Here is a 19,140-nt window from a genome sequence, read left to right on the forward strand (position 1 = left end):
TCCGTACCGTCCCCTGCCCAGGACCGTTACCGTGGCACATGACCGCAACGGTCGGCTTCGGGCGGGTCGAGGGGACGTGGAGGCGCACCGGTGGAGAGCCATGAGCAGGCTGGTCAGGCCCGCGTACGGCTGCCGCAGTTGAAGCTGGACGAGCTGCTGGAGGAGCTGCAGGCCCGCCTCGACGCGGCCCGCGGCACGCGCGATCGGGTACACAGCCTGCTGGAGGCAGTGCTCTCCGTCGGTCGGGAACTGGACCTGGAGCAGGCACTGCACAGCATCGTCGAGGCCGCCGCGGTGCTGGTCGACGCCGAGTACGCCGCCCTCGGCGTGATCGGACCGGACGGCAAGCGGCTGTCCGCCTTCCACACCGTCGGCGTCTCCGAGGAGCAGATCGCCCGCATCGGCCACTTCCCGGAGGGCCACGGCATCCTCGGCGAGCTGATCCGCCACCCCGAGCCCCTGCGGCTGACGAAGATCTCCGAACACTCCGCCTCCTATGGCTTCCCGCCCCACCACCCGCCAATGAACACCTTCCTCGGCGTCCCGATCCGGGTGCGCGACCAGGTCTTCGGCAACCTGTACCTGACCGAGAAGCGGGGCGGGGCGCAGTTCGACGAGGAGGACGAGTCGGTCCTGTCGACCTTGGCGGTTGCGGCCGGCGTCGCCATCGACAATGCCCGCCTGTACGAGGAGTCACGGCTGCGGGAACGCTGGCTGCAGGCCAACGCGGAGCTCACTCACAGCCTGATGTCCGGCAGTGAGCGCGGTCAAGCGCTCGGACTGATCGCCGAGCGCGCCAGGGAGATCACCGGTGCGGCGCTCGCCGTGGTGGCCATGCCCCTGGAGGACATTGAAGCGCTGGAGGTGGAGCTGGCCGTCGGGCAGGGCGCCGAGGCACATCGTGGGCTCGTACTGCCCATGAACGAGAGCCTGATCGGCCAGGCCTTCACCGCCGCCACCCCGGTCACCAGTCCGGACGTCACCCGCGACGAGCGTGTGCCGTCCGCCTCACCTCGGTTCGACGGGCTCGGGGCGGCCGTGGCCATGCCCATCGGGTCGGGCGACGGCGTACGCGGCGTCGTGCTGCTGGTGCGCGAGGCGGGACACGCGGTGTTCTCCGAGAAGGAGATCGCGCCGCTGCGGAACTTTGCCGCACAGGCGGCGATCGCGATGGAGCTGGCCGAGCGTCGCGAGGACGCGGAGCAGATCGCCGTGCTGCAGGACCGCGACAGGATCGCCCGGGACCTGCACGACCTCGCGATCCAGCGGTTGTTCGCGACGGGCATGACGTTGCAGAGCGCCGGCCGCTTCATCGAGCACCAGCAGGCCTCGGACCGTGTGGCGCGAGCCGTGGACGACCTGGACGAGACCATCAAGATCATCCGGTCGACCATCTTCGGCCTGCGCGCCCGCGACGACGCCTCCGGGACCGGGCTGCGGGCCCGCGTGGTCCGCGTGGCCGGCGAGGCCGCCCCCGTGCTGGGGTACGCCCCGAGCGTGCGCATGGAGGGCCTGGTGGACACCGACGTGCCCCGCGAGGTCGCCGACCATGTGGTGGCCGTGCTCTCCGAGGCCCTGACCAACGTCGGCCGGCACGCCCGCGCCGACCGCGCCGAGGTCGCGCTCGTGACCGACGGTCGTGAGGTGCGGCTGACCGTGTCCGACAACGGCGTGGGCATCCCAGCCGAAGGGCGCCGCAGCGGCCTGGCCAACATGGCCGAGCGCGCTCAGCAACTGGGCGGCGAGCTGACCGTGAGCACTCCCGACGGCGGCGGGAGCACGCTGGTGTGGCGGGTGCCGGTGGCGGCGGAGGAGGAGTAGGCGGCTCCGCATCTTGGGCCGATCGGGCCTTTGGCAGGGGCCTTTCGGCCCTGCCCTTTCATGGTGCGTGGTGTGAGGCTGAAAGCCGGCCCAACGAGGCGCATCGGCGGATGGGGAACGCCTCGTGCGGCCCCTCGGGAAAGGGCAGGTAGGCCACCCTGCCCGTTGCCGGGCCCGCGTCAGGCCGACGGCGGTCGAGCCGGGGACGCGCGTTCCGCGTAGTCGGCGGGCCCGGCACACCCCTTCCGGGGTCAGGGGAGCGGATCAGGGCCGTTCGGCCGGGCGTCACGGCCACCCGCTCATTCCGTCACCCCGGACTGCGGATGACGCTGGGAGTGAGAAGGAGAACCTCCAGCGAGGGAGGGCCGTCATGAACTACCGGCGCCTGTTCCCGGTCACGGAGGAAACCGTGCTGTACGTGCTCGCCGTGGTGCTCGCGTTCCTGGGCTTCGCGGTGACCGTGTCGATGGTGGGGATCATCCTGACACCGCTCGCGGTGCTGGGCGTCATCGGGCTGGTCGCTCTCGCACGGCACGTCGACCACAACCGTCGCACCCGTGATACTGCGGCGGCAACAGCCCCGCCACCCGGGCTCGTTTCCCACGCGGTGCAGCTGTCCACCAACGTGAGCATGCCTTTGAGCCTGGGGGTGCCGGACAACGCGATCTCGTGGAGACGAGAGGCCGACATTGCGGTGGACCCGGTGCTGTTGATCTCCATCCGTACATGCAGCGCCGCTCCCTACGCGACCTGCCACAAGCTGTGGCCTGAGACCGAGGTCGTCTCTGCCTCCGAGCCGCTATGCCGGCGGTGGCGGTGTATTTCACGCCGTGCAGCTGATAGCTGGCAGGGGCGCCGAAGCAGTGGAGGAAGACGAGCTTGCCGAAGGTCATCCCGGGATAGACACGGACGGGTCTGGCGGCTCGGATCTCCAGGGTCCAGCGGATGGCGTGGCCTTGGTGGCCGAGTGGGGCGGAGACGTGGACCCAGATTCCGAGGGCGCCGATGGTGCGGTTGCCGTTGAGGAGTTGGGCGTACGCCAAGGGCGGTCACGTCATCGTGCTGAAGGCGCTGTTCTACGAGCTCGCCGAGGCGAAGGCGCCGCACCGGCTTGGTGATCCCGAGTGGCTGGGTGCGATGGTTGCCGAGCTGTCCTCGTACACCTCGTGGCACGCGCCCAAGGGCAACCGTCTGGTGACGCAGACCATCCGGAGTATTGGCGTTTGAGACGCCGGAGGCGCTCCAGCGGGCGTCGCGTCCCGCTCTGCTGAGCATGACCTCGCCGCCCTCCGAGGGCATCTACGTGTTCGGTACCGTCGATCTGGATACCACCATGAGCGACGAGGTTCGCGACGCCCGGCAGATGGCCCTCGTCCTGCTGATGTTCATCGGTCGGCTCGCCCGGCCCCTGGTCTCGGTGCGGGCACGGCGCGAGCGCGCCCGCCGCTGTGAACCGCCTTAGGAGCGACCCGCAATTGGTCAACTACCTGCACTCCCTGCGCCGGCGCCGCCGCAAGCGTCTGGCCGACCAGCACCCCCTGCGCCCCCGTGACCAGCGGGTCGCGGTCATCGGCCTCGGCCGCTTCGGCATCTCGCTGGCCAACGAGCTGATGCACCGCGGCTGGGACGTCCTCGGTATCGACACCGACGCCCGGCTGGTACAGAAGTACAGCGACGCCCTCACCCATGCGGCGGTAGGTGACTGCACCGACGCCGAGGTGCTGCGCCAGCTCGGGGTCCATGAATTCACCAGCGTTGTCGTCGCCATCGGCGACTCCCTGGAAGCGAGCATCCTGGTCAGTTCCAACCTGTTGGAGGTCGAGGTGCCCAACATCTGGGCCAAAGCCGTCAGCCGCCAGCACGGCCAGATCCTTGAGCGCCTCGGCGTCCACCACGTCGTGCTGCCCGAGCACGAGATGGGCGAACGTGTCGCCCACCTGGTCACCGGGCGGATGCTGGACTTCATCGAGTTCGACGACGACTACGCCCTGGTCAAGACCGTCGCCCCGGACGTCATCACCGGAATGCCGCTCGGCCGGAGCCAGGTCCGCAGCAAGTACGGCATCACGGTCGTCGGCATCAAGCGCCCCGGTGAGGACTTCACGTACGCCACCGCCGACACGGTCGTGGAGAAGAGCGACGTTCTCGTGGTCACCGGCAAGACCCACGCCGTGGAGGGCTTCGCCGAACTCAGCTGAGCCGCGCGACGCGCGCCTTCCCGCCCGGTCAGGCAGAACGAGGCTGCCGGGCCACGGGCGGACACCGTTGCCGGGCGCTGATGAGCGACCATGGTGGGAGAGCGCTCGGCGGCCCGGTGAGCCACGGTGCCGAGGTGCCGCGCGGGTGCATGGCGGGCTCGCCCGGAAGGAGGGCGCATGCCGCGGGGCAAGCTGCGGGTCTACCTCGGGGCGGCCCCTGGGGTGGGCAAGACCTACGACATGCTCGGTGAGGGACGGCGGCGCGCCGGGCGGGGCACAGACGTGGTGATCGGGTTCATGGAGGACTACGGCCGGCCGCTGACTCGGCAGATGGCCGAAGGGCTGGAGACCGTGCCCCGCAGGACCATGCCGTACCGGGGTGCGTCCTTCACCGAGATGGATCTCGACGCCGTCCTGGCCCGCCGCCCCCAGGTCGCCCTGGTCGACGAGCTCGCTCACACCAACATCCCCGGGTGCCGCCACGAGAAGCGCTGGCAGGACGTCGAAGAGCTGCTGGACGCGGGCGTCGATGTGATCTCCACCGTCAACATCCAGCATCTGGAGTCGCTGGTCGACGTCGTCGAGCAGATCACCGGCGTGCGGCAGCGGGAGACCGTCCCCGACGACGTGGTCCGCCGGGCCGACCAGATCGAACTGGTCGACATGTCCGGTGAGGCGCTGCGCCGCCGGATGGCGCACGGCAACATCTATCCCCCGGACAAGATCGACACGGCGCTGGCCCACTACTTCCGCCTGGGCAACCTCACTGCCCTGCGCGAGCTGGCCATGCTCTGGGCGGCCGACCGCGTCGAGGAAGCTCTCCTGCGCTACCGCAACGATCACGGCATCCAGCAGCCGTGGAGCACCCGGGAACGGGTGCTGGTCGCGCTGTCGGGCGGCCCCGAGGGCGAGACCCTCATCCGGCGCGCCAAGCGGACCGCGTCGCGCGGGGCGGGCGGCGAGTTCCTCGCCGTCCACGTCGAGCGGGGCGACGGCCTCGCCACCGCATCCCCGAAGCTCCTGGCCCGCCAGCGGGCCCTCGTGGAGGAGCTCGGCGGTACCTTCCGCGCCGTCACCAGCGACGACACCGCCGGGGCTGTTCTGGACCTGGCCCGGGAAGTCAACGCCACCCAGATCGTCATCGGCGCCACCAGGCGCAGCCGCCTGAAGGAGCTGTTCTCCCGGGGCGTGGGCGAGACCATCATCGAAGGATCCGGCGATGACATCGACGTCTACGTCGTCACCCACTCCGAGGCCGCCCACGGCCGGCTCCTGCACCGCCGCTGAGTGCTGCCGCAGCTCCGAGCCCCGGTCAGCGGCCAAGAGCGGCTCTGCCAGCCGCCGGTCACGATCTCTACGCCTCCTTGACGCCGTGCCGCGTTCCCCAGGGCCCGCCCGGACAGCGATGCTGTGCGAGGGCCGCAGTTGACATGCGGTGTCACGGCTATGGGAGGCGACTGTTGGCGGGGCGTACGACGACGTGGACCCGATGGGCGCGACTGGCCCTCCACCCCACCCGCGGTGTCGCCCTGGCCTTCGCGTTCGTCGTCGTTCTGGGTACGGCGCTGCTGATGCTGCCCGCCGCCACGGAGCCCGGCAGGGACAGCGGCGTGCTGACCGCCCTGTTCACCTCGACGGGAGCCGTCAGCGGTGGCCTGTCCATCGTGGGCACCGGCAGCCACTGGAGCCCGTTCGGGGAGGGCGTCGTCCTGGTCCTGATCCAGGTCGGCGGGTTCGGCATCATGACGCTCGCCTCGCTGCTGGCTCTGCTCGTCTCCGGGCGGCTGCGGATGCGGACGCAGCTCACCACGCAGGCGGAGCGGGGAAGCCTGGGTGTCGGTGACATCCGCCGGGTGGTCCTGGGGGTCGCCGGTACCACTGCCGCCATCGAGCTCGCCACGGCCGCGGTGCTCGCGCTCCGCTTCCGCCTCGGCTACGGCGTGGGGGCTGGCGACGCCGTCTACCACGGGATCTTCTACGGGATCTCCGCCTTCAACAACGCCGGATTCGGGCTGCGAGACGACAACCTCGTCGGCTATGCGACAGACCCCTGGATCGTCGTGCCGATCGCCGCCGCGTGCGTGCTCGGCGCCCTTGGCTTCCCCGTGCTGCTGGAACTGCTGCGCAGCCGCCGGGCGGCTGCACGGGGCAAGGCCCGGCACCTGTGGTCCCTGCACGCCCGGCTCACTCTGATCACCTCCGCGGTCCTGCTGGCCGTCGGCACCCTGCTGACCTGCGCCCTGGAGTGGAGCAACCCCGGGACTCTCGGCTCGATGGAGTGGGGCGACAAACTGCTCAACGGGTTCTTCACCGCTGCCAGTGCGCGTACCGCCGGCTTCAACACCGTCGACATCGGTGCCATGGAGCCGGCCACGCTGCTGGGCATCTGTGTGCTGATGTTCATCGGCGGCGGCAGCGCGGGTACGACCGGTGGCATCAAGGTCACCACGTTCGCGGTGCTGGGAGCGGCGATCTGGGCCGAGATCCGGGGCCGCGCCGACGTGGACGTCATGGGGCGCCGGATCTCGGGAGCCACCCTGCGCCAAGCGCTGGCCGTGGCGCTGCTGGGCGTGGGGCTCGTCATGTCCGGCACGCTGGTGCTGCTCGTGGTCGCCGAGGTGAGGGCCGAGGCGGCTCTGTTCGAGGTCGTCTCCGCGTTCGGCACGGTCGGCCTGAGCACCGGCATCACCGGCGATCTCCCCGCGGTGGGTCAGCTCACCATCATCGCCCTGATGTTCGCCGGACGCGTGGGTCCGATCACCCTGGCGAGCGCGCTTGCGCTGCGTCGGCGTGACCGCCGGTACACCCTGCCCGAGGAGCGGCCTGTCATCGGCTGACACCTCATGCGCTGAGCCGGCCCTGGGCAACGGGGCTGCCGACGGCGTAGTGAACGTACTCGCGCACCAGTCGGAAGCCTGCGGTCCAGGCGAGCAGACGGCTGGGGCGGTTGTGGAGGGAGCAGTTCCAGCCGGGGATGTGGCCGCGGGCGGTGATGTCCTTGCACAGGGCGGTGACACAGGCGAGGCCGAGGCGGTCCCGGCGGCGGTCGGGGGCCGTGTAGACGGCCACGTCCTCGTAGCGGGTGCCGAGGAAGAAGGTGCAGGCGAGGGCCAGGATGCGGCCACTGCGGCCGACGGCCGCCCAGGCGTGTCCGGAGGAGGCCAGGCCGAGCGGGCCACCCCAACTGGCGGAGATCCAGGAGACGTCCGTGCCGAGGGCCTCCAGCGCGTCGGTGTCGGCCGGCTCCAGACGGCGTACGGTCACCCCGAACGGGACGGTGGCGTGCTGGGGTTCGGCCTGCAGGGTCCACACCATGCGGTCCCAGGGGGTGAGCCGCTCGAAAGCGGCGCCGAGGGCGGGCAGGAAGCGCGCGGGGGCGTCGATGCGGGTGCCTGCCAGCGGTGCGAGGGCGTCGGGTGTGAGGTCTTCGGGGGCGCCGCGCAGGACGACGTATCCGGCACAGGACGCCGCGAGCACGCGCGGCTCTACCGTTCGGTCGGCCCACCAGCTGCCGATGCCGGTGGCCATGACGTGCTCGCCGATCGCGGCGGGGCCGGGGGCGCCAGAGGGGAACCAGCGGGTGAGGGCGGGCAGGTGGGAAGGGGCAAGCTCGATCATCGACACCTCGTGTGGGTGACATGGGTGGGCGGGCGTGCGGCGCCTGGTGCGGCTCGTCATCGCCCGCCCATGGGAATGGCGGCTGGTCAGCGCTGGTCGGCCTTGCTGCCGTGGTTGGCCTTCTTCTTGCGGGCGCGCTTCGACACGTGCGTTAACGTCCTTTCGCTGGGCCTGAGTTCAAGTGGTGCTGCGGCCGACGAGGAGGTCGGCGAGCTTGTTCAGGCGCTTGACCGTGCGCTCCTCGGTGGCGGCCGGGGCGGGCTCGACGCGTGTGTCGCGGTCGTAGTAGGCGCCGTTGACGATCTCGACGGCCGGGTCGCACAAGCGGACCACATGCGCGGCGCCCTCGGCGGGGGTGACGCCCTCGTGGGCGTACAGCGGGAGCAGAGGCGTGTCGCAGACGCCGGGGTGGACGGAGACGGCGGTGACACGCGGGTCGGCGGCGAAGACGGTGAGCGCCAGCTGGGACTGGGCGTAGGCGGCGAGCCGGGAGTAGCGGCGGGCGCGGTTGGGGTCGGACCACTGGATGGAGGCGGTGCGGTGCAGGGTCGACGAGACGCTGACGACACGGCCGCCGGGGGCGCTGGTCAGCGCCGGTTCCAGCAGGCAGGTGAGCAGGTAGTGGGCGAGGAAGTTGACCTGGAAGGCGATCTCGTTGCCGTCGGCGGTCACGGTGTGGCGTTCGGGGGCGGACATGCCGGCGTTGTTGACGAGGACGTCCAGATGCGGGTGCTCGGCGATGACGCGGTCCGCCATGGCCTCGACCTCGTGGAGGTGCGCGAAGTCGGCGGCGAAGGCGCACAGTCGGGCGGCGTCGATGCCCGCGGTGGCGACGAGGCGGTCGGCGGCGGCGTGGGCCTCATCGGCCGTACGTCCGTGCAGCAGCACGGTGGCGCCGCGCTCGGCGAGTTGCCGGGCGGTCTCGTAGCCGATGCCGGAGGTGGCGCCGGTGACGAGGACGGTACGGGAGGAAAGGGTGGAGTCGGGCATGGTCCAATCCGGGGTTGCGGGCACGTGAAGCGGCCCCTGGTCGGGGCGGCGGACGTGCGGGAACGAAAGAGGAGGAGGGGCGCCGGACGTGACTACGGCGCCCCTCGGATCAGGGAAAGCGCGTCAGAGGGACGCGTGCGTTTCGGGGCAGCGCGGGGCACGACGGGGCAGCCGAGCGGGACTCGGTGGCCGGTCGAAGAGGAGCCAGGCGCTGTTCACGTCGTCCATGGAAGCCGTTGCGCAGACCCGGGGCAAGTGCGGTGCGCGTTCTCTGACGCCGCTCTGACGTGCGCATACGTGTCCTTGACGGACTACCGGGTACGGCGCGCGGGGTTCAGCCAAGGCCGGGCACCGTCGAGATGAGCAGGTCGATCAGCTTGATGCCGACGAAGGGAAGGACCAGGCCGCCGAGGCCGTACAGCAGCAGGTTGCGGCGCAGCAGGTCGTGCGCCGAGGCGGGTGTGTAGCGCACGCCGCGCAACGCGAGCGGGATCAGCGCCACGATGATCAGCGCGTTGAAGATGATCGCCGAGGTGATCGCGGAGGTCGGGCTGTGCAGGCCCATCACGTTCAGCGCCTCCAGGCCCGGGTAGGCGCCCGCGAACATCGCCGGGATGATGGCGAAGTACTTCGCCACGTCGTTGGTGATGGAGAAGGTCGTCAACGCGCCCCGGGTGATGAGGAGTTGCTTGCCGATCTCGACGATCTCGATGAGCTTGGTCGGGTTGGAGTCGAGGTCCACCATGTTGCCGGCCTCTTTGGCGGCCGACGTACCGGTGTTCATCGCCACGCCGACGTCCGCCTGCGCGAGGGCCGGGGCGTCGTTGGTGCCGTCACCGGTCATCGCGACCAGCTTGCCGCCCGCCTGCTCCCGCCTGATCAGCGCCAGCTTGTCCTCGGGAGTCGCCTCGGCCAAGTAGTCGTCCACGCCCGCCTCCTGGGCGATGGCGCGGGCGGTGAGCGGATTGTCGCCGGTGACCATGACCGTGCGGATGCCCATGCTGCGAAGTTCCGCGAAGCGCTCGCGGATGCCGTCCTTGACCACGTCCTTGAGGTGGATCAGGCCCAGCACCCGGGGGCCGTTCCAGTCATGTACGGCCACCAGCAGCGGTGTGCCGCCCGAGGCGGCCGCCGAGTCGGCGAAGTACCGTGCCTCGGACGGAACCTTGCCGCCGTACATCTCCACCCACTCGATCACCTGCTGGGCGGCGCCCTTGCGGATGGCGCACACGGCACCGTTGCCCCAGCGTAGATCCACGCCGCTCATCCGGGTCTGCGCGCTGAAGGAGACCCAGCGGGCGTTGGCCAGCTCGCCCTCGGCAGGGGCCCGCAGCCCGTACCGCGTCTTGGCCAGGACGACGACGGAGCGGCCCTCCGGGGTCTCGTCGGCCAGCGAGGACAGCTGCGCCGCGTCCGCGAGCTGCCGTTCGTCGATACCGGGCAACGGGACGAAGGCGGTGGCCTCGCGGTTGCCGAGGGTGATGGTGCCGGTCTTGTCCAGCAGCAGGGTGTTGACGTCGCCCGCCGCCTCGACGGCCCGGCCGGACATGGCCAGCACGTTGCGCTGTACCAGCCGGTCCATGCCCGCGATGCCGATCGCGGACAGCAGCGCCCCGATCGTGGTGGGGATCAGCGTGACGAGGAGCGCGACTAGCACGGTCGTCGACTGGGCCGCGTCCGCGTAGTCGGCCATGGGCTGGAGCGTGATCACGACCAGGACGAAGACGATCGTGAGCGCGGCCAGCAGGATGTTCAGGGCGATCTCGTTCGGGGTCTTCTGCCGGGACGCGCCCTCCACCAGGGCGATCATCCGGTCCAGGAAACTGTGCCCGGGGCGGGCGCTCACGCGCACCACGATCCGGTCGGACAGCACCGTCGTGCCGCCGGTGACCCCGCTGCGGTCGCCGCCCGCCTCCCGGATGACCGGCGCGGACTCGCCCGTGACGGCCGACTCGTCGACGGCCGCGACGCCGTCGACGACGTCCCCGTCCGCCGGGATCATCTCGCCCGCCTCGACCAGTACGACGTCGAGTGGCTTGAGGTCGGTCGCGGCGACGGCCTCGCTGCGTGCGGTGCGCAGGTCGGTACCCCAGCGCCAGTCGAGCAGCCGCAGCGCCACCGTGTCCGTGCGCGCCCTGCGCAGCGACTCGGCCTGCGCCTTGCCCCGGCCCTCGGCTACGGCCTCCGCCAAGTTGGCGAAGATCACCGTCAGCCACAGCCAGACGCTGATGACCCAGGTGAACACGGCGGGGTGCAGCAGCGCCGAGAGCGTGGTCAGGACGGCTCCGACCGACACCACGAACAGCACCGGGTTCCTGACCAGGGCGCGCGGGTGCAGCTTGCGCAGCGCGTCGGGGAAGGACCGGGCGAGCTGGGCCGGTTCGAACAGCCCGCTCGGCGCCCGGCGCTTCGCTCCTCCCTTCGGTCCCGGCCGGGGAGGGCGCTGGGGAGGGGAGGGCGGGGCCTGCTGGGGGGCGGCGTAAGACATGGGTCCTTCGGGCTCGATGGGGACCGGCGCCGCGCACCGGGGCACGCCGACGACCGGTCGGACTGACGGGGGAGCGGCGGGGCCGTGCGGTGCCGGGGCCCCGGCACCGCACGGGCGCGCGGACGCCTGGCATGGGACGACGGGAACGCCGCGCGCTCGGCCGCCCTGAGGCGTGTTGGAAGGTGCTTCCGTCAGGAGAGCCGTCACGCGACTGACGTCCGCGGCCTCCGGCGGCCCGCACCGAATGTATCCCCGCCGTCCGCGCCGACAGCCCTGCTCCGCACGGAATTTGCGCCCCTCTAACGGGCCGGCCTGCGCGGCGGTGAAGGTCGTGTCAAAGACACGGGAGGGAGCGTCAACAGGCCGTCAGCGCCCAGGTGGTAGGCGCCGGCAGAACGCATACGGAATCCTGACGCGAAACCCGGCCGATCGAGGTACCGGGCCGTTCCGTCGAGCCTGATCATCTGTGAGGTGATGTCAACTCCCCACCAACCGACGCGGCTTGGACAGCGTTCGCAGCACATGGTGATCTGCGGCGACGACGGCCTCGCGCACCGGCTCGCCGTCGAACTGGACGCGGTGTGCGGCGAGGCCGTCACCGTCGTGCTGCCCTCCCGGCGCGACGAGCACGGCGCGGAGGTCGCCGCGCTGCACCGCGACCCGCACTCGCCGATCGAACTGCTGGTGGCCGCTCGTCCGGACGAGCAGACCCTGCGGACGGCGGGCGTGGAACGGGCCGCGGCACTCGCCCTCACCTACGGCGACGACCAGACCAACATGACCGCGGCCCTGCTGGCGCGCAGCCTGAACCCGTCGATACGGCTCGTTGTGCGCATGTTCAACCGGGAGCGCGGCCGGCACCTGGAGCGGCTCCTGGACCGCGCGGCACAGACCCAGGGGTTCGACGACGAACCCCAGCTCGACATGTCGACCACGGTGCTGTCCGACGCCGACACCGCCGTGCCGGAGCTGGTCGCGGCGGCCGCGGTCGGGCACGGTCACACCTTCGCCGCCGAGGGCAAGGTGTTCCGCGGCGTCGTACGGCCGGCGGGGACGCCGCCGCAGCCGACCGACCTCGCCACGCTCGCCGTACTGTCCGGCGCACACCCCGACGACCCGGCGGGCGGCGACAGCCCGGAGACGCCCGGCGAGGACGGCACCCAGCTGCTGCCGGACGCGCTCACCGCGGACCGCCGCCAGTTCACGCACGGCCGCCTGATGCTGGAGGAGGTCACACACCACCACGTCCTGGCACCGGCCGCCCGGGGGAGCCGTGCTCGCTCCGCACGGCGTTGGATACGCAAGCGGATCGCCCATCTCCCCTGGAAGGTCTTCCTGGCACGCGAGGTGATCGCCGTCTTCGGCGCCTTGGCCGCGATCGTCGCCGTACTCGCGCTGTGCACCTGGCTCTTCGCCCACCAGAGTCCCTGGTGGAAGAACCTGTACCTGCCGCTGCTGGACATCTTCACCATGGGCGACCCGGCGACGGACGAGGGGGGCGGTGCGCCGGTGGCTGCAGCTCATCGCCGGTCTCGTCGGCCTCGCGGTGCTGCCGCTCGTGGTCGCCGCCGCGATGGGCGCCACCGAGGCGTTCCGCACCGCTTCCGCGAACCATCCGCCCGCCGACGACATGACCGGCCACATCGTGCTCGTCGGACTCGGCAAGATCGGCACCCGAGTGCTGGCCCAGCTGGCCACCACCGACCACGAGGTGGTGGCCGTCGAGCGTGACCCTCACGCGCGCGGCGTCGCCCTCGCCCGTGAACTGGGCGTTCCCCTGCTGCTGGAGGATGCCGGCGGCGTCGGCGTCCTGGACCTGGCGCGCATCCGGCACAGCAAGTCGCTGCTCGTGCTCACTCGCGACGACGGCGAGAACCTCGACATCGTGATGGCCGCCCGCGAGACCAACCCGGCCGTGCGGGTGGTGATGCGCCTGTACGACGACGACTTCGCCGTCACCGTCCAGCGCACCCTGCGCGCCTCCTACCCGACGGCCCTCACCCGCAGCCGCAGCGTCTCGGCGCTCGCCGCCCCGTCCTTCGCCGCCGCGATGATGGGCCGCCACGTCCTGGGGGTGATGCCGGTGGAGCGGGGCTCGCTGCTGTTCACCGTGGTGGACGTCGCCGGCCATCCGGAGCTCGAGGGCCGCTCGGTGCACGAGGCGTTCCGGAAGAACGAGTGGCGCGTGCTGGCCGTCGGCCCGGCCGCCGCGTCGCAGTCGTCCTCGACCGACACGCTCACGGCGCTGAGGCGGCAGCCGACCGGCCTCGACTGGCGCCCACCGCACGGGCGGGTCCTGAGCGCGGGTGACCGGGCCGTCCTGGCGACGACGCGACGTGGGCTGGACATCCTCATGACGGGCGTGCAGCCCCATCCGCCGGAGCGCAGGGGGTGACCCCGACACGGGCCGGGGCTGCAACACGGCATCAAGTACGCGTAAAAATTGCCGGAACATGGCAATGAAACCGGCTGTCCCCGAGTGCGAGGATCCCGTCAAGCCGGAGGTCAGCGGCGGGCGAAAGGGGGACGGCACGCATGGCTTGGTTTCTTGGACTGGGCATCACGGGGGTCGTGCTGCTCGCCCTGTCGCTGGTCTTCGACGGGATGCTGGACGGCGTGCTCGACGGTGCGCTGGACGGCGTCCTGGACGGGTGGCTGTCGTTGCCGGTCGTCGCCGGGTTCCTGGCGATGACCGGCTTCGGCGGGGCGATCGCCACTGGTGCGGCGAACACCGGTCCCGCGGTCGCCACTGCGGCGGGGGCCGTGTGCGGACTGGGCACGGCTTGGCTGACGTATCGCTTCAGCCGCGTCCTGATGCGTGATCAGACGGCGCACACCCCGACCGGGGATGACCTGGTGGGCACGTCCGGCAACGTGGTGACGGCGATCCCGGCGGACGGTTACGGCGAGGTGCTGCTCCAACTCGCCGGTCAGCCGGTGAAGTTGGCCGCCCTCAGCGCGGGGCCGGTGGCTCAGGGCACCGAGGTGTGGGTGGAGGCGGCGCCGTCCGCCACCTCCGTCGTGGTCCGCCCGGTCGACCGCTGAGCCGGACTCCCTCTTCTCAGTTGCTTCTCTTCGCTCCACTCTTCTTCCTTCTCTTCTTCGTACGTGATTCGGGGGCACTGCCATGAGTCCTGTCGTCGTCGCGGTCGTGGGAGTCGTCGTACTCCTCGTGCTGCTGGCACTCGTCGTCATCACCCGCTACAAGGTGGCGGGTCCGAGCGAGGCGTTCATCGTCACCGGCCGGCGAGGCAAGAAGGCCACCGATCCGGAGACCGGCCGGGTCTTCACCGACAACAGTGGCCAGAAGGTCGTCGTCGGCGGCGGGGTGTTCGTCGTGCCGTTCGTGCAGCAGAAGTTCACCCTCGACCTGTCCTCCCGGCACATTCCGGTGGCCGTACGCGGCGCGGTCACCCTGCGCGGGGTGAAGGCCAACCTGGACGGCGTCGCGATCGTCAAGGTCGGCGGCACCGAGGACTCCATCCGGGCCGCCGCGCAGCGGTTCCTGATGCAGCAGGACGGCATCGTCGGCTTCACGCAGGAGGTGCTGTCCGGTGCGCTGCGCGCGATCGTGGGCCGGATGTCGGTGGAGGACGTCATCCGCGACCGGGCCGCGTTCGCCGGGCAGGTCGCGGAGGAGGCGGAGGCGAGTCTGTCCGGGCAGGGGCTGGTCCTGGACGCCTTCCAGATCCAGGACATCACCACCGAGGGCTCCTACCTGGAGGACCTGGGCCGGCCCGAGGCGGCCCGCGCCAGGCAGGAGGCCGACATCGCCGAGGCCGTGGCCCGGCGGGCGGCCGAGCAGGCGCGGCTGAAGGCCGAGGAGGAGATTGCGGTCGCGCAGCGGACCTTCTACCTCAAGCAGGCCGAGATCAAGGCCGAGACGGACGAAGCCGCGGCCCGTGCGGCGGCGGCCGGACCGCTGGCCGAGGCGGCCCGGCAGCAGGAGATCCTCACCGAGCAGGAGAAGGTCGCCGAGCGGCAGGCCGCCCTGACCGACCGGCAACTCGACACCCAGGTCCGCAAGCCCGCCGACGCCCAGCGCTACGCCGCCGAGCAGGAGGCCGAGGCCAAGCGGGTGGCGCGGGTCAAGCAGGCCGAGGCGGAGAAGTCGGCGGGCATCGCGGCCGCGCAGGCGGAGGCCGAACGGGCGCGGCTGACCGGTGAGGGCGAGAAGCAGCGTCGTAGCGCACTCGCCGAGGCGGAGGCCGTCGAGGGGTTGAAGCAGGGTGAGGCCGAGCGGTCCCGGCGTGCCGCGATTGCGGAGGCCGTACGACTGGAGGGCGAGGCCGACGCTGCGGCGATCGGCGCCAAGGGCGCGGCCGAGGCCGAGGCGATGCGGAAGAAGGCGGACGCGTTCGGGCAGTACGGCGACGCGGCCGTCCTGCAGATGCTCGTCGAGGTGCTGCCACAGGTCGTGGCCAAGGCGTCCGAGCCGCTCAGCGCGGTGGACAAGATGACCGTCATCTCCACCGACGGCGCCGGCCGCATCCCCCGCGCGGTCGCGGACAACGTCGCCCAGGGACTGGAACTCCTCGGCTCCACCACCGGCGTCGACCTCGCCGAACTGCTGAAGGGGATCACCCGGCGGGAACCGTCGGCGGGGGAGCAGCCGCCGGCCCAGCTCAACGGAAAGGTCGAGATCACCGGCTGACGCGCCGTCTCGCATCGAGGGCCCGCCGGATGCTCGGTCGGCCCTCGCAGGGGCTGGTGTCAGATCTCCTGGGCGGGCCAGTCCAACAGCCGCGCCCCGATGACAGCCGTTTGGAGGGTGTAACGGTGCATGGGGTCCGCCGGGTTGGCCCCGGTGAGGTGATGGATGCGCTCCAGACGGTAGGTCAGTGCCCGCACGCTCAGCGCGAGACGGCGGGCGGCCTCGGCGGCGGTGCAGCCCGACTCGAAGTACACCTCCAGCGTCCGCAGCAGCGGCTCGGCACCGCCACGGGCGCTCCGCAGCGGGCCCAGCGCGCTGAGCACGAGGTCGGCCATGGCCTGCCGGTCGCGGGTGAGCACCGGATAGACGAGCAGGTCGGCGGCGCGGACCACCGGCTCGTCGAGGCCCAGTCGGTTCGCGAGGTCGAGCGTGCTGAGAGCCTCTTCGTAGGAGTGCACGACGCCGCCCGCGCCGGGTTGCGGGCGCCCGATGGCCACCCGGCTGCCGTCCGTGGCCGCGTGCGCCTGCTTGGCGAAGTAGGTGAGGACGTCGTCCTGGTCGCCGGGCGCGATGCAGATCAGCTGCCCGTTCTTGGTGGCGTGCAGGATGCGCCGGTCGCCGAACCGCGCTATCAGGGCGGCCTCCACCCGGCGGGTGACGGGGGCGGTGTCGTCGTACGCATCCGGTCCCTCGGCCACCGCGACCGCGTGGGCCCGGGACAGCAGGAGCCCGAAGCGTTCGGCGCGTTCGGCGAGGCGCCCCAGGTCGCTGCGGCCGTAGAGCAGGTCGTCGATGAACTCCCGGCGTGCGGCCTCTTCCTCCCGGACGGCCAGGCGCTGCGCCCGCTCGTACCCTTCCGCGAAGGCGTCGACGGCCTGCTCGACCGCGGCCAGGACGCTGCCGGCCGAGTCCGCGGTGCCGGGCCAGGAGCTTCGGGTGGCGGCGAGGTGCTGCCGGACGAGGCTGCGCAGGCTGTGCCCGTCCTCCGCGGCCTGCTCACCCAGCGCGCGGCGGGCGTCGAGTTCGTCCCGGGTGAGGCGGCGGCCCGTGGCGGAGACCTCGGCCAGGATCCGGTCGTATCCCCGCAGATACGGCTGTGCCGGCTCCGGCTCGGTCACTTGGCCCCCTCGTTTTGTCGTACCGCTGACGTGTTCTTAGCGGCGTCCGGCACGGGGAGGGTAGTCAACGTTGCCGGAAAACGGCAACGAAGCTCTGCGGTCGCCTGGTTGGAGGGCTCGTGACGATCACGGCCGGAACAACACATGGTCCCGAGGCGGAGCCCGGGACTGTCGCGGGGCCGCAGCCGCTGCGCAGACCGGCCGGCCCGAACGGAACCCGTCGCGGTCCGCGGCCGGGAGGGGAGCCGCGGCCGGGCGGTCCGGGAAGCCGCCTCCGTCGGCAGGCCGTGGCCGTGCAGGCCGCTCTGCGCCGCCGCCATTGGGCCACCGTGCCCGCGCGCCTGCGCCTTCTGCGCGCGGCCACAGCCCTGCTCGTCACCGCCCTGACGGTGTTGCTGCTGGTTGCCGCGCTCGCGGTCACGGACACGTGGGACAGCGTGGCCGGCCGCGACGCGCCCCGCACCACCAGCGCCGCCGACCTCGACCTCGCCCTGAACGACCTGGACGCGCAGGCCGCCGACATCCTGCTGTCCAGCGGCGACTGGGGCGAAGGGCGCCTGCGAACGCCGTACGAGAAGGCCGTCGCCGGCGAACATGGTGATCGAGATGGCGCCCATGACGGCCATGGTGGTGGCGTTCTTCGGCTTGGGCTTGCGGAAGGCCGGCACTCCGTTGGAGATGGCCTCGACACCCGTAAGCGTGGTGCAGCCCTGGGAGAAGGCGCGCAGGGTGAGCATCACCAGGGCCAGGCCGGTCAGGTTTGTCTCGTGGGGTTCGGCGGCGATGCCGTACTCGCTGACTCGGCGACCGGCGCGTCCCCGACCAGGTAGCGGAAGAGACCGGTGGCGATCATGATCAGGACGCCGCCGATGAACAGGTACGTCGGTGTGGCGAAGGCCCGCCCCGACTCGCGCACGCCGCGCGGGTTCATGGCGGTCAGCAGCGCGACGAACCCGAGGGCCATGACGACGCGGTAGTCGGCCAGTTCGGGACGGCGGAGATGATGTTGTCGACGCCGGAGGCGACCGAGACGGCGACCGTCATGACGTAGTCGACGAGGAGGGAGGCGGCCACCACCAGTCCGGACGACGGGCCGAGGTTGGTGGAGACGACCTCGTAGGAGCCGCCGCCGCTCGGATACGCCTGCACCACCTGCCGGTAGGAGAGGACGACGACCGCCAGCAGCACCACCGCCGCCGCGATCCACGGGGTGAAGTGGAGGTAGGCCAGCCCGCCGACCGTGAGGACGAGCAGGATCTCCTGGGGCGCGTAGGCCACCGACGACAGCGGGTCGGAGGCGAAGATCGGCAACGCGAGGCGCTTGGGCAGCAGCGTCTCGTGCATCTCCTCGCTGCGCATGGCCCGGCCGATCACCAGCCGCTTCAGAATCCCCGTCACGTTGCACGTGCGCGAGGGTAGGCGGGGAGGGGGTGCGGTGAGGGGTGGCCGGTCCGCCGATCGGGCGTTAAGAAGCCGTCGGGATTTCGCGAGATGCGTACAAACGGAGCAAAAGACTCGGAAAAGCGGGCGCCGGTCCAGTCCTCCATGCCGGAGACCTTGAAGATCGCCAGGGCGGTCTCGCGGTCGACACGTGCGGACAAGTGATCCAGTGCTGCCCGGCCCTCGTGCAGGGAGCCGCTGGTCTGCGCGAGCTGGGCATCGGTGTCGAGGCGGAGCCAGAGCGACGGGTTGGCGATCAGGATGCGCGGTTCGAGCTGGACTCGGCCGCCCAAGGCGTCTCGCAGGACCAGGCTTTGGCCCACACCTCCCGTCGTGCGCACCGAGACCAGGCGGTCCGCGCGCACCCGGTGGCTGCGCCATGGTCCCCGTACCGCCAGCCGGCCTTCTCCTGCCGTGACCCGTGGCGGGAACAGGACGAGGAAGAGCAGCAGCGCGAGCCCGCTCCACAGCGCGGCGCGGGGGGGCAGTGAGTGTCCCGGCCGCCGTGTCCACCAGCGGAAGCAGGGCGAGGAGCGCTCGGGCGCACCTGATCGCACTGCGCAGCTCGCTCGCCCAGTGACGGTCGTGCAGCGGGCTTCGGGCCGGCCGCGAGGGCGGGCCGGGCCGGCCCTTGATGCCGCCGGATCCGTGCCCGTCGATACGTCGGTACGGCGTCCCACGGGCCGACCGTAAGCCTGTGAGGACGGCCGGCCGCGGTTCTTGACGCGACGCTAACGCATCGGCGATCCGTCTTTGACGACCCTGGATCGCAGGGCGGAGGTCCTCCTGTCGCGGGCGTCATCCGGGCGGTGC

Annotated in this window: 15 protein-coding genes and 2 pseudogenes; 10 read left to right on the forward strand and 7 right to left on the reverse strand. The window is 71.4% G+C overall.

The annotated features are described in order from the left end of the window. Positions 1 to 90 precede the first annotated feature (90 nt). Positions 91 to 1,821: a GAF domain-containing protein gene (locus ACIBAG_RS14800; protein WP_399104868.1), complete on the forward strand. Its 1,731-nt coding sequence runs from the start codon at positions 91 to 93 to the stop codon at positions 1,819 to 1,821. 788 nt (positions 1,822 to 2,609) lie between these two features. Here the strand turns inward: ACIBAG_RS14800 and ACIBAG_RS14805 are convergent. After that, a pseudogene (locus tag ACIBAG_RS14805) lies at positions 2,610 to 2,858 on the reverse strand (dCTP deaminase domain-containing protein); the annotation flags it as partial. On the opposite strand from ACIBAG_RS14805, the gene ACIBAG_RS14810 reads away from it, so the two are divergent. The 5 genes from ACIBAG_RS14810 to ACIBAG_RS14830 all read left to right on the forward strand — a co-directional run bounded on the left by ACIBAG_RS14810 (position 2,767) and on the right by ACIBAG_RS14830 (position 6,856). After that, positions 2,767 to 3,048 carry a hypothetical protein gene (locus tag ACIBAG_RS14810; protein ID WP_399105445.1) on the forward strand — a complete coding sequence of 94 codons (282 nt, stop codon included), beginning with the start codon at positions 2,767 to 2,769 and terminating at the stop codon, positions 3,046 to 3,048. The pseudogene ACIBAG_RS14805 and the gene ACIBAG_RS14810 sit on opposite strands and share 92 nt — an antisense overlap. Then, positions 3,038 to 3,283, forward strand: coding sequence for a hypothetical protein (locus tag ACIBAG_RS14815; RefSeq protein WP_399104870.1), 246 nt, complete (start codon positions 3,038 to 3,040; stop codon positions 3,281 to 3,283). Before ACIBAG_RS14810 ends, ACIBAG_RS14815 begins: the two co-directional genes overlap by 11 nt. A gap of 13 nt (positions 3,284 to 3,296) precedes the next feature. Next, the gene (locus ACIBAG_RS14820) at positions 3,297 to 4,019 is read left to right on the forward strand and encodes a potassium channel family protein (protein WP_399104872.1); all 723 of its coding nucleotides are present in this window, start codon (positions 3,297 to 3,299) and stop codon (positions 4,017 to 4,019) included. A gap of 177 nt (positions 4,020 to 4,196) precedes the next feature. Continuing rightward, entirely contained in the window at positions 4,197 to 5,306 is a 1,110-nt protein-coding gene (locus tag ACIBAG_RS14825; protein ID WP_399104874.1) for a universal stress protein, read from the forward strand. A gap of 173 nt (positions 5,307 to 5,479) precedes the next feature. Next, positions 5,480 to 6,856: a TrkH family potassium uptake protein gene (locus ACIBAG_RS14830; RefSeq protein ID WP_399104876.1), complete on the forward strand. Its 1,377-nt coding sequence runs from the start codon at positions 5,480 to 5,482 to the stop codon at positions 6,854 to 6,856. 4 nt (positions 6,857 to 6,860) lie between these two features. Here ACIBAG_RS14830 and ACIBAG_RS14835 read toward each other — a convergent pair whose 3' ends face one another. From ACIBAG_RS14835 to kdpB, 3 genes are all read right to left on the reverse strand, one after another. After that, positions 6,861 to 7,637: a GNAT family N-acetyltransferase gene (locus tag ACIBAG_RS14835; protein ID WP_399104878.1), complete on the reverse strand. Its 777-nt coding sequence runs from the start codon at positions 7,635 to 7,637 to the stop codon at positions 6,861 to 6,863. Between the two features lie 177 nt (positions 7,638 to 7,814). Then, positions 7,815 to 8,627 (reverse strand): SDR family NAD(P)-dependent oxidoreductase, encoded by an 813-nt coding sequence (locus tag ACIBAG_RS14840; RefSeq protein WP_399104880.1) that lies wholly within the window; start codon positions 8,625 to 8,627, stop codon positions 7,815 to 7,817. A 334-nt stretch (positions 8,628 to 8,961) separates the two neighbouring features. After that, positions 8,962 to 11,115: a potassium-transporting ATPase subunit KdpB gene (gene kdpB, locus ACIBAG_RS14845; protein ID WP_399104882.1), complete on the reverse strand. Its 2,154-nt coding sequence runs from the start codon at positions 11,113 to 11,115 to the stop codon at positions 8,962 to 8,964. 522 nt (positions 11,116 to 11,637) lie between these two features. Here kdpB and ACIBAG_RS14850 point away from each other — a divergent pair. From ACIBAG_RS14850 to ACIBAG_RS14865, 4 genes are all read left to right on the forward strand, one after another. After that, positions 11,638 to 12,846: an NAD-binding protein gene (locus tag ACIBAG_RS14850; protein WP_399104884.1), complete on the forward strand. Its 1,209-nt coding sequence runs from the start codon at positions 11,638 to 11,640 to the stop codon at positions 12,844 to 12,846. Then, a complete protein-coding gene (locus ACIBAG_RS14855; RefSeq protein WP_399104886.1) occupies positions 12,746 to 13,510 on the forward strand; it encodes an NAD-binding protein in 765 nt (254 codons plus the stop codon). The genes ACIBAG_RS14850 and ACIBAG_RS14855 overlap by 101 nt, the downstream gene beginning before the upstream one ends. 140 nt (positions 13,511 to 13,650) lie before the next feature. Beyond that, complete coding sequence (locus ACIBAG_RS14860) at positions 13,651 to 14,160, forward strand: hypothetical protein (RefSeq protein WP_399104888.1); 510 nt, start codon at positions 13,651 to 13,653, stop codon at positions 14,158 to 14,160. An 82-nt stretch (positions 14,161 to 14,242) separates the two neighbouring features. Further along, positions 14,243 to 15,769, forward strand: a complete 1,527-nt coding sequence (locus ACIBAG_RS14865) for a flotillin family protein (protein WP_399104890.1) — start codon at positions 14,243 to 14,245, stop codon at positions 15,767 to 15,769. A gap of 59 nt (positions 15,770 to 15,828) precedes the next feature. Here ACIBAG_RS14865 and ACIBAG_RS14870 read toward each other — a convergent pair whose 3' ends face one another. The 3 genes and pseudogenes from ACIBAG_RS14870 to ACIBAG_RS14880 all read right to left on the reverse strand — a co-directional run bounded on the left by ACIBAG_RS14870 (position 15,829) and on the right by ACIBAG_RS14880 (position 18,650). Continuing rightward, positions 15,829 to 16,887, reverse strand: a complete 1,059-nt coding sequence (locus ACIBAG_RS14870; RefSeq protein WP_399104892.1) for a PucR family transcriptional regulator — start codon at positions 16,885 to 16,887, stop codon at positions 15,829 to 15,831. A gap of 584 nt (positions 16,888 to 17,471) precedes the next feature. Next, positions 17,472 to 18,246 (reverse strand): annotated as a pseudogene (locus tag ACIBAG_RS14875) (APC family permease); the annotation flags it as partial. Positions 18,247 to 18,281: 35 nt separating this feature from the next. Then, positions 18,282 to 18,650 (reverse strand): hypothetical protein, encoded by a 369-nt coding sequence (locus tag ACIBAG_RS14880; RefSeq protein WP_399104894.1) that lies wholly within the window; start codon positions 18,648 to 18,650, stop codon positions 18,282 to 18,284. Positions 18,651 to 19,140 lie beyond the last annotated feature (490 nt).

The organism is Streptomyces sp. NPDC051243, assembly GCF_044455405.1.
Taxonomy (GTDB): Bacteria; Actinomycetota; Actinomycetes; order Streptomycetales; family Streptomycetaceae; genus Streptomyces.

Bases quoted from the DNA above. Each gene is read 5' to 3' on its own strand.
- ACIBAG_RS14810 (WP_399105445.1), top strand. From the start codon at position 2,767: ATGGCGTGGCCTTGGTGGCCGAGTGGGGCGGAGACGTGGACCCAGATT.
- ACIBAG_RS14825 (WP_399104874.1), top strand. From the start codon at position 4,197: ATGCCGCGGGGCAAGCTGCGGGTCTACCTCGGGGCGGCCCCTGGGGTG.
- ACIBAG_RS14835 (WP_399104878.1), bottom strand. From the start codon at position 7,637: ATGATCGAGCTTGCCCCTTCCCACCTGCCCGCCCTCACCCGCTGGTTC.
- ACIBAG_RS14840 (WP_399104880.1), bottom strand. From the start codon at position 8,627: ATGCCCGACTCCACCCTTTCCTCCCGTACCGTCCTCGTCACCGGCGCC.
- kdpB (WP_399104882.1), bottom strand. From the start codon at position 11,115: ATGTCTTACGCCGCCCCCCAGCAGGCCCCGCCCTCCCCTCCCCAGCGC.
- ACIBAG_RS14850 (WP_399104884.1), top strand. From the start codon at position 11,638: ATGGTGATCTGCGGCGACGACGGCCTCGCGCACCGGCTCGCCGTCGAA.
- ACIBAG_RS14855 (WP_399104886.1), top strand. From the start codon at position 12,746: ATGACCGGCCACATCGTGCTCGTCGGACTCGGCAAGATCGGCACCCGA.
- ACIBAG_RS14860 (WP_399104888.1), top strand. From the start codon at position 13,651: ATGGCTTGGTTTCTTGGACTGGGCATCACGGGGGTCGTGCTGCTCGCC.
- ACIBAG_RS14865 (WP_399104890.1), top strand. From the start codon at position 14,243: ATGAGTCCTGTCGTCGTCGCGGTCGTGGGAGTCGTCGTACTCCTCGTG.